This window comes from Tunicatimonas sp. (assembly GCF_049647865.1).
GTDB lineage: Bacteria > Bacteroidota > Bacteroidia > Cytophagales > Cyclobacteriaceae > Tunicatimonas.
Genome location: NZ_JBARYM010000282.1, coordinates 1 through 7,803 on the forward strand (window position 1 = coordinate 1; position 7,803 = coordinate 7,803).

At 38.5% G+C, this 7,803-nt stretch carries 7 protein-coding genes; 4 read left to right on the forward strand and 3 right to left on the reverse strand.

Translation table 11 applies throughout. The features are described from left to right. Positions 1-457: 457 nt before the first annotated feature. Together WBA23_RS08640 and WBA23_RS08645 are read left to right on the forward strand one after the other, a co-directional pair. Positions 458-1,741, forward strand: coding sequence for a tetratricopeptide repeat protein (locus tag WBA23_RS08640; protein ID WP_424581874.1), 1,284 nt, complete (start codon positions 458-460; stop codon positions 1,739-1,741). A gap of 54 nt (positions 1,742-1,795) precedes the next feature. Beyond that, positions 1,796-2,893, forward strand: coding sequence for an AI-2E family transporter (locus tag WBA23_RS08645; protein ID WP_424581875.1), 1,098 nt, complete (start codon positions 1,796-1,798; stop codon positions 2,891-2,893). A gap of 72 nt (positions 2,894-2,965) precedes the next feature. On the opposite strand, the gene WBA23_RS08650 is transcribed toward WBA23_RS08645, so the two are convergent. Together WBA23_RS08650 and WBA23_RS08655 are read right to left on the reverse strand one after the other, a co-directional pair. Then, on the reverse strand, positions 2,966-3,919 hold the full coding sequence (locus tag WBA23_RS08650) for a ParB N-terminal domain-containing protein (RefSeq protein ID WP_424581876.1): 954 nt from the start codon (positions 3,917-3,919) through the stop codon (positions 2,966-2,968). 555 nt (positions 3,920-4,474) lie between these two features. Beyond that, positions 4,475-4,672, reverse strand: coding sequence for a hypothetical protein (locus tag WBA23_RS08655; RefSeq protein ID WP_424581877.1), 198 nt, complete (start codon positions 4,670-4,672; stop codon positions 4,475-4,477). Between the two features lie 187 nt (positions 4,673-4,859). Here WBA23_RS08655 and WBA23_RS08660 point away from each other — a divergent pair, with 187 nt between their 5' ends. Continuing rightward, complete coding sequence (locus WBA23_RS08660) at positions 4,860-5,903, forward strand: hypothetical protein (protein ID WP_424581878.1); 1,044 nt, start codon at positions 4,860-4,862, stop codon at positions 5,901-5,903. Between the two features lie 102 nt (positions 5,904-6,005). Then, positions 6,006-6,854: a TIGR01459 family HAD-type hydrolase gene (locus WBA23_RS08665; protein WP_424581879.1), complete on the forward strand. Its 849-nt coding sequence runs from the start codon at positions 6,006-6,008 to the stop codon at positions 6,852-6,854. Here the strand turns inward: WBA23_RS08665 and WBA23_RS08670 are convergent. Further along, on the reverse strand, positions 6,847-7,590 hold the full coding sequence (locus WBA23_RS08670; RefSeq protein WP_424581880.1) for a VIT1/CCC1 transporter family protein: 744 nt from the start codon (positions 7,588-7,590) through the stop codon (positions 6,847-6,849). The two genes, WBA23_RS08665 and WBA23_RS08670, sit on opposite strands and share 8 nt — an antisense overlap. Between the last annotated feature and the right edge of the window lie 213 nt (positions 7,591-7,803).

Consider the following 7,803-nt stretch of genomic DNA (forward strand, 5'->3'; position numbering starts at 1 on the left):
GTTCAATTTATTCTAAATCATCAACCCCAGGCTACTTCTAGTTAAGTAATGGCTAAACAATCATCTTATCATTTTATGACCATTTCTTTCGCGCTGCTACTTCGCGGATCGCCGCCCGGTTAAAAAGCCTCATCAAGGCTTAGGCCCTTCTTTCATTTTTCGCCTCGCGGGAACATATTAACCAGATTAAATACAACTACTTCTTATTCTACCATTACTAGCCTAAACTATTTTTGCCTAGCTATACGTTGTTACTAAAGTGGTAAATGAGAAACTTATTGAACGAGAGAGTGGGTCAACTGGCTAATTTGGCTGTCATATAATTGATTATTGCTATTTCTTGAACAACAACTTAAATCAACAATAATCTACCTTTGTTTTCTATTTACTGTGTCTGCACGTTGTTTCAATTACATGCTCTTCTATTCATCTTCAATTGTCAACTTTTAATTATTATATGCTTCGTTTGTTGTTAAGCTATTTACTTATTTGGTTAGCGCCGTTGGCTTTATTCGGTCAGGAAATAGCTTTTGATACGCTCACCAGAAAAGAGGTTATTACATTAGCTGAGCGATCTCGCAATGTACAGGCTAAGTTGCATTTCCGTGAGGCAACCCAGCATGAACTTAATGATGAGCTAGCTAAAGCGTTAGTAGCACTTAACCAATCCATTGGATTAAAGCACGATTTTCAAGAAGCACTACTACTCCGAGCCCGGGTGCACCGACGGGAAAACAACTTTACTAAGGCATTAACCGATTACCAATCGCTACTATTTTTAGATCCTAACTTAGCTGAAGTTCGTTTTGAAAAGGCTCAATTGCTTCATAGGCTCGAGCGCTACGAAGCAGCTATTGTGGATTTTAAGTTTTTATTAGAACACGATTTAGGAGAAACTACTACGGTATACTTTAAGGGAACTACCCAGACTGAAGCCAATGGCGATACTTCGTTCTCAACGCAATCTATCGGAACTGTTCAATCCGGCATGAAGGTTGACATTTGGAATTTTTTGGGACTAGCGTACCTAGCCCTTGAAGAATATAAAAAAGCACTATTGTACTTTGAGTTAGCTTTGAACGTAGAACGCCAAGATGCAACGATCTATAATAACTTGGGATTGATCTCTGAACGGTTGAGCGATACACTGCAAGCGATTCATTACTATCGGCAAGCCTTACTATTACAGCCGAATCATGGTGAAGCACTTCAGAATTTTTCTTTACTCACTCTAGAATCCGGAAACTTAGACCTCGCTCAAGCTACTTTTGCTCAACTTGCGGAAAATGCTTCTCCTTCTACTCTACTACACCAAGGAATGATACTCTATCAATCTGGCAACTATTCGCAGGCTATTGCAAAGTATAACGAAGGATTACTCCAGTCACCCCAAAATGCAGATCTCTACCTTCAACGAGGGTTTGCTCGGGAAAAGCTAAATCAGTTACAACCTGCTCTTACAGACTACACCGAGGCGCTTAGGCTGAACTCTCTGTTAGAGAAAGGCTACTTGAACCGCGGCAATATCTACTATAAATTAAAAAAGTTTGATATCGCTGAACGTGATTATCGTGCAGCTTTACAACTGGATTCAAAAAATCCTAAAACTTTCTATAACTTAGGGTTAGTTTATCACCAAAAAAAACAAATAAGTGAAGCTTGTCAAGCTCTTGAGCGTGCTTTAGAATTAGGTTATTTGCCGGCTCAGAAAATAATTAACAAGGTTTGCAGTAGCCAGTAGGTAAACTTCGCTCTGGTTTTCAAGTTATCATAAAACAACCATTTTTTAAACTATATGTCTACTATCGTACAACAACTATCGGTCGTTAAAAAGGCCAATCCATTTCTTGTGTTCTTAGTATTATTTTTTGGCTCCTTGTACTTAGGCAGCTCCTTTCTAATTCCGTTATCTATTGCTATTCTTTTAGCACTAAGCTTAACCTCAGTGAGTGAATGGCTAGAAAAAGTTGGGTCAAATAGAGGTCTGAGTAGTTTTTTATCGGTGCTGCTGATACTTCTATTTTTCGTAGGGGTATTTTCTCTGGTGACTTACCAAGTATCTAGCTTAGCAGAGAACTGGGAGCAGACCAAAGAACAAGTAACTACTACCTTAGAGGATATTGAAGCATACCTAGACCGAAGTGGTGTTTCTACTCAATGGATATCCGAACGACTTGATAAAATTTCAGAATCGAACAGTACTGATGTTAAAAACATGATATCAGCTACTTTTACAACCTTAGGCAAGTTTTTTCTAATTTTAATTTATACATATTTACTGCTCTACTATCGTGATAAGTTTATGCGCTTTCTGCAAAAGCTTACCCCTAAAAAGGCTACTGGCGAGACTAACGAAGTAGTCGCCCAAGTGAGCAAAATCGCCCGCGCCTACATCTCAGGAAAGTTTATATTGATTGTTATTTTGGCTGCACTCTATGGTGTAGGCTTCACAATTATAGGCATTAAATACGGATTAGTGATCGCTGTAATTGCCGGAGTATTAAGCATTATTCCATATTTCGGTAATATTATTGGAGGCGGGTTAGCTCTACTATTTGCTTTAATCACCGACGGTTCAATAAACAGCGTTATTGGGGTGGTTGTTGTAATGACTATTGCCCAATTATTAGAGAACTACGTACTTACCCCGATGATCGTTGGTAAAAAGGTAGATCTTAATCCCTTCTTTACGATTATAGTAGTGGTGTTGGGTGGTGCAGTTTGGGGGATTCCCGGTACTGTTGTTGCTGTTCCGTATTTAGGAATTATGAGAATCTTTTTTGATCATAGCGATCCGTTAAAGCCCTACGCTTTCTTAATGGGCGATGATTCTGATGAAGATAGTTCAATGATTGAATCCGCAAAAGAGTGGGTAGCAGAAAAGGTAAGTTGATGGCTGCTTGATTCGCTGAATTTTAAATAGGTGGCAGTCTGATTTAGACTGCCACTCACAATTTTGTTATTATTAGGCACCTGCAAATTTGCCAAATAATTCGTCTTCAATACGCTTTAAATAGTCTTTAGCTTGTTTCAGTGAAGCTTTATCTTTACGACTAATTGCTTTGTTAATAGCTGAAATAATTCGCCCTTTATGCATTTGTAATCGTTCTTCTTTAGAAGAAAAAACCGGATCTTTCAATTTCAGCTCATCCGATGCATCTTTAATACGAGCATCTTCCTCCATCATCGCTTGCTTGTCTTTATGGGCTTGCTTAGCACGGCGGATAGCTTGAGCTCTATTATAAAGGTCGGCAGCGTTTTTGATATTACTTACTTTACGAGCATCTTTCTCCTGAGCTATGAGTTGCACATCGCCCTTTTTCACTTTTACGTTTCCAGATAAGATATCGTGCTTAAGCTCTGGATTAGTCCGGCCAATCAGTTCTAGCCCCTTGGCAAACTCAGCATCCCGTAAAATAGTACGATCGCTCACATTGAACTCTTTAGCCAAAATTTCGGAGGTTTTGTCGCCGCTCTGTCCGCTAGAGAGCACCTTATCATAGCCACCTCGCTTCTTCTTCATTCGCTCGTACTTTAGTCCCCTAAAGTAACTTAACTGATCAGGGTTCAAGTTTCGGCGTCCTAACTGATGGTTTAGCATCCAATCTTTAGCCTGCTCTTTACTCGTGAACGTATGTAGACGAACTTTAAACGAAATACCGTTTCGCTGGCAGATCTCTAGACGGTTGTGCCCATCAATCAGTACCAGTTCACCATCAGTTTTTTTCCAGACAGTAAGTGGATCTAAACAACCATTGTGCTTAATGTTTTGCTCAAGTTGCTGTTTTGAATCAGCGGTAAGGGGGGGAATGAAGCGCTTTAACTCACTTTGAACCTGAATGTCCCCAGTACTCACTGTACCAACCTCAGATCCGTTGTCTCCAATAATAACAGCTTCCTGCATTGCAGTGTCTTCCATAAAATTGAAATTAATACGAATTTTGAAAATTTAAATAATAGAAAATAGTTACATAGTTTGATCAAAAAATATCGGTGGTAGGGCCTATTAAATTGTAGCCCAGTTTTGCGGTGGGAGTAGTACGAATATGAGTAGAAATACTTACTTTTGTAGTATTATTTAGTTTCGCCTGCTGACAGTTCACCGCAATATCATTTACAACATTCACTAAGTGCCAAATAGTCTTTATTTATGAAAAGACGCACTATTTTAAATAATTTTGGCAATCATAATATAAGCACTCGACTACAAGATTAAACAAGGTAGTATAGCTTTGGCCTCAAATAAATACTAAAATTATTAAAACTCACTACTACTGTATAGTAAAAGTGTTCAAACAAAAAGTAATCCAGTTCAGTCTTTTAATTTATTCATATAAAATATAACTTAATTACCTTATGATGATTCCAAACTTAATTTCTTACTAACACTTTTGGTGTTTACTAATCTAAAGATAGTAGATAACAGTAGTCAATTTGGCGAATCTTAGGTACCAGTTATTCTCAGCAGGTACTACTATGAACCATCATCTTCAGCAATATCATGCTTTCCTAACCAATCACTCCAACTTGGAATTTTCCGGGCAGCAGGATGCAGCGAAGGATCATATAAAATCTCTTGGTATTCACCGTAAGAACGCCTAAGTAACTTCTGGAATCCTTCCGGTAACTCTGACCACTTAAGCTTCTTTTTAGGAGTTTTGAGATCGGTCATATGAAATATTTCTGATATAATATACTGTTAGACATTATTGTTTTACCTGAACGAAAAAACTTTTAATAAGTTAATGTCAGACCATATTTTCTAATTAAATTACAGTATGATGTTTTCTATTTTTGGTAATAGATAGTGACTAGTACAACGACGTAAATCTAAAATCATTTTAGAAGTTTGCGAAGAAATGAGATTTATAGACTTTGAAAATATTATTCAGCAAGCTTGGCAAAATTACGATGCTTCTCGTCGCGTAGCTTCAATAACCGATATTAGTGCTAAAGTTTCTACTAATCTTGTTTTCCGGGTCAAACTAGATAACGATGACATGGTTATTGCCAAACTCTCGTATTTTGGGCGATATGAGCATTTTGTGGAGGATCATACCCTGATTAATGCGTTAGCGAATAATTTAAACGTTCCTTACGATCGATTTTTAGCCCGATCATTAATGAAAGGTCACAGTCTTTATACCTACAAATATTCTCAGTTCAATGTAAATGCTTGGGTTGTATTTTATAATTCGGTAGGAGTAAAAAAAAGAATGCCTCGCGTACTGAATGAGCATAAAATTAGACGATTAGGACAAGAAGTAGCCAAGTTTCATAAGTCTTGCTTTAAATTAAGAAACATTTTACCTCAATGGTCTAAGACGATGGCTATTGACATTGAGCAGTTGCGCCAGATTCTTGACTCTGATAGTGGTAAATACGAGCATCGAATGCATATTAAAAGTATCCGCCAGCAGTGCGATATACTGTTCGAGAATATGGAAAGTTTGGGAGCTCATTCTCTACCAGCTATACCGGTATTTGTTGATTGGAACATAGGTAACTTTTCTGTGAACAAAAACCTCGACTTCTACTCCCGATGGGATTACGACTGGTTCCGAATGAGTTCACGCGTTATGGACTTTTATTTTTTTAGCCGAGTGTGTTCTTCTATTGGTGACCAAACCAGCTTTAGCTATCTGATTGATCCGATAATGGAAGAACGATTTCTATGGTTTTTGGAAGAATATCATCAAGTTTATCCACTTTCCAGGGTAGAAATACTATTTATAAAGGAGGCCTATCGATTCTTTATTCTTAATTATGTGATCAAAGATGGACGCTACTTTTTTCACGAAATTTACGCCTCTCGCCTACTTCAAGAAGCGCATATGGTTTATTTTCCGCAACTAGACCAAAAGTTTAGTGCAGATAAAATTTTAGCGAGGTTAAATTTATGAACTACTGAGTAGTTTGGAAGGTTTGAGATTATTATTGTATATGCCTGAAATTGAAAACCTCAACTCCTCAAACCTGTAACTACTACCATTTAATTAACCTTCATGGACATTCAGCTATTTAAGTCTATTGCCGACCAGTATAAAGTTATATTCTTTGATGCGTTCGGTGTGCTAAAGAATTACGAAGGACTGATTGACGGTGTTCAGGAAACAATGAATTATCTGCACGAGCAAAACATAGGGTTTTACGTGCTTACTAATGATGCCTCGCGTAGTCCGGCTGAACTCTGCGACAGCTTTCAGCAATTAGGCTTGACGGATATTACTTCCAACAAAATTATCTCATCGGGCATGTTGGCGCAAGAATACTTAAGTCGTAAAATTAAGCAGGGAACGATCGCATATTTAGGCACACCGGAATCAGCCCATTATCTGGAAAACCAAGAATTGAAAACAATCTCCATCAAAAGCCTGGAGTTAGCTCAAGCTGAAGAGATTGAAGCATTGGTGTTCATGGATGATGAAGGTTTTAACTGGGATGAAGACCTAAATAAAGTCCTGAATCTACTTCGTCGTCGCAATATTCCGGTGATTATTGCTAACTCTGATTACACCTATCCGGTTTCCAAAAGCCGGGTTGCCATTGCAATAGGAGCTATTGCGGATATGATGGAAGAACTAACCGGAAAACAATTTTTACGATTTGGTAAGCCCGATGCCCAAATGTTTGTTTTTGCCTACGATCACGTGCAACCCTTTCATCCGGTAGATAAAAGCGAAATACTGATGGTGGGTGATACATTGGAAACCGACATTATTGGTGGCAACAAATTTGGATTGGATACTGTCTTGGTCCTTTCCGGCAATACTGCTCCTCAACTAGCCGAGCAGGCAATCTTTTCTACTGGTATTACGCCAACTTACGTATGTGAATCTATTGCGCTTAGGTAACTATTTTCTCTAGTAGATCCCCTACCCAATAGGCCAGAACGGCCGCTGAAGCCCCTAGCCCCAAAGTTTCCAGCACTCCTTTCCAACGATTCGTTTGGGTGACTACTGCTTTTAGCCAGCCAATGCCAACAAATGTGAACGAAGTGAAAATCCCAGCAATCAGGAAATCCTGAGTTACACTACTTTCAGTAAAATAGTCATATACATAAATTAATAGAGGAATAAAACCAATGACAATGAATGATACGAATGTAACTAGCCCCATCGCTAAAGGCGACTTTTGATCTTCTACCATTTCCAGTTCTTCTTTCATCATAACATCTACCCAGCGGTCGCGGTCTTCAGTAATTTTAGCAACTACTTGTTCCAGCAGTTCACCTTCAAAACCTTTCGCCTGATATATTTCCCGAACTTCCTGCCGTTCAGCTTCGGGCATATTATCTACCTCCCAGTACTCAACTTTCTGATGCTTACGATAATTATCCCGCTCTGATTTAGTAGAAAGATAGCTTCCGATGGACATGGAAAACCCATCGGCGAAGAGATTGGCAAACCCTAAAATAATGACAATGGCGGAGCTAAGTTCAGCCCCGGCAGCTCCGGCTACTACTGCAAAAGTAGTCACACTACCATCAATGCCACCGTAAACAAATTCCCCTAAATAATCCTGAAAACGGTTCCAAACAGATTGTACTCCGTGAATCTTATTCTCGTCGTGTTGCGCAGCATTAATCATTTTATCAGCATTTAATGCTAACTAAAGTAACGATTAATTTATCTGCACAATGTTGTATCCACAGTTTGGAATTAGTCTATCTTAATATAGAATACTATCTTGTATTTTGCTTCCACCACTATTCTTGTATCGATGACTATACTTTTGCTTTTACCTATCTTACTCAACCAACTTACACTTTTAGAATCAGACTCGTTAGTGATTGACTTAGAG

Excerpts from the sequence above, each read along its gene's own strand:
- WBA23_RS08650 (WP_424581876.1), bottom strand. The coding sequence starts at position 3,919 with ATGGAAGACACTGCAATGCAGGAAGCTGTTATTATTGGAGACAACGGA.
- WBA23_RS08665 (WP_424581879.1), top strand. The coding sequence starts at position 6,006 with ATGGACATTCAGCTATTTAAGTCTATTGCCGACCAGTATAAAGTTATA.
- WBA23_RS08640 (WP_424581874.1), top strand. The coding sequence starts at position 458 with ATGCTTCGTTTGTTGTTAAGCTATTTACTTATTTGGTTAGCGCCGTTG.
- WBA23_RS08670 (WP_424581880.1), bottom strand. The coding sequence starts at position 7,590 with ATGATTAATGCTGCGCAACACGACGAGAATAAGATTCACGGAGTACAA.
- WBA23_RS08655 (WP_424581877.1), bottom strand. The coding sequence starts at position 4,672 with ATGACCGATCTCAAAACTCCTAAAAAGAAGCTTAAGTGGTCAGAGTTA.
- WBA23_RS08645 (WP_424581875.1), top strand. The coding sequence starts at position 1,796 with ATGTCTACTATCGTACAACAACTATCGGTCGTTAAAAAGGCCAATCCA.
- WBA23_RS08660 (WP_424581878.1), top strand. The coding sequence starts at position 4,860 with ATGAGATTTATAGACTTTGAAAATATTATTCAGCAAGCTTGGCAAAAT.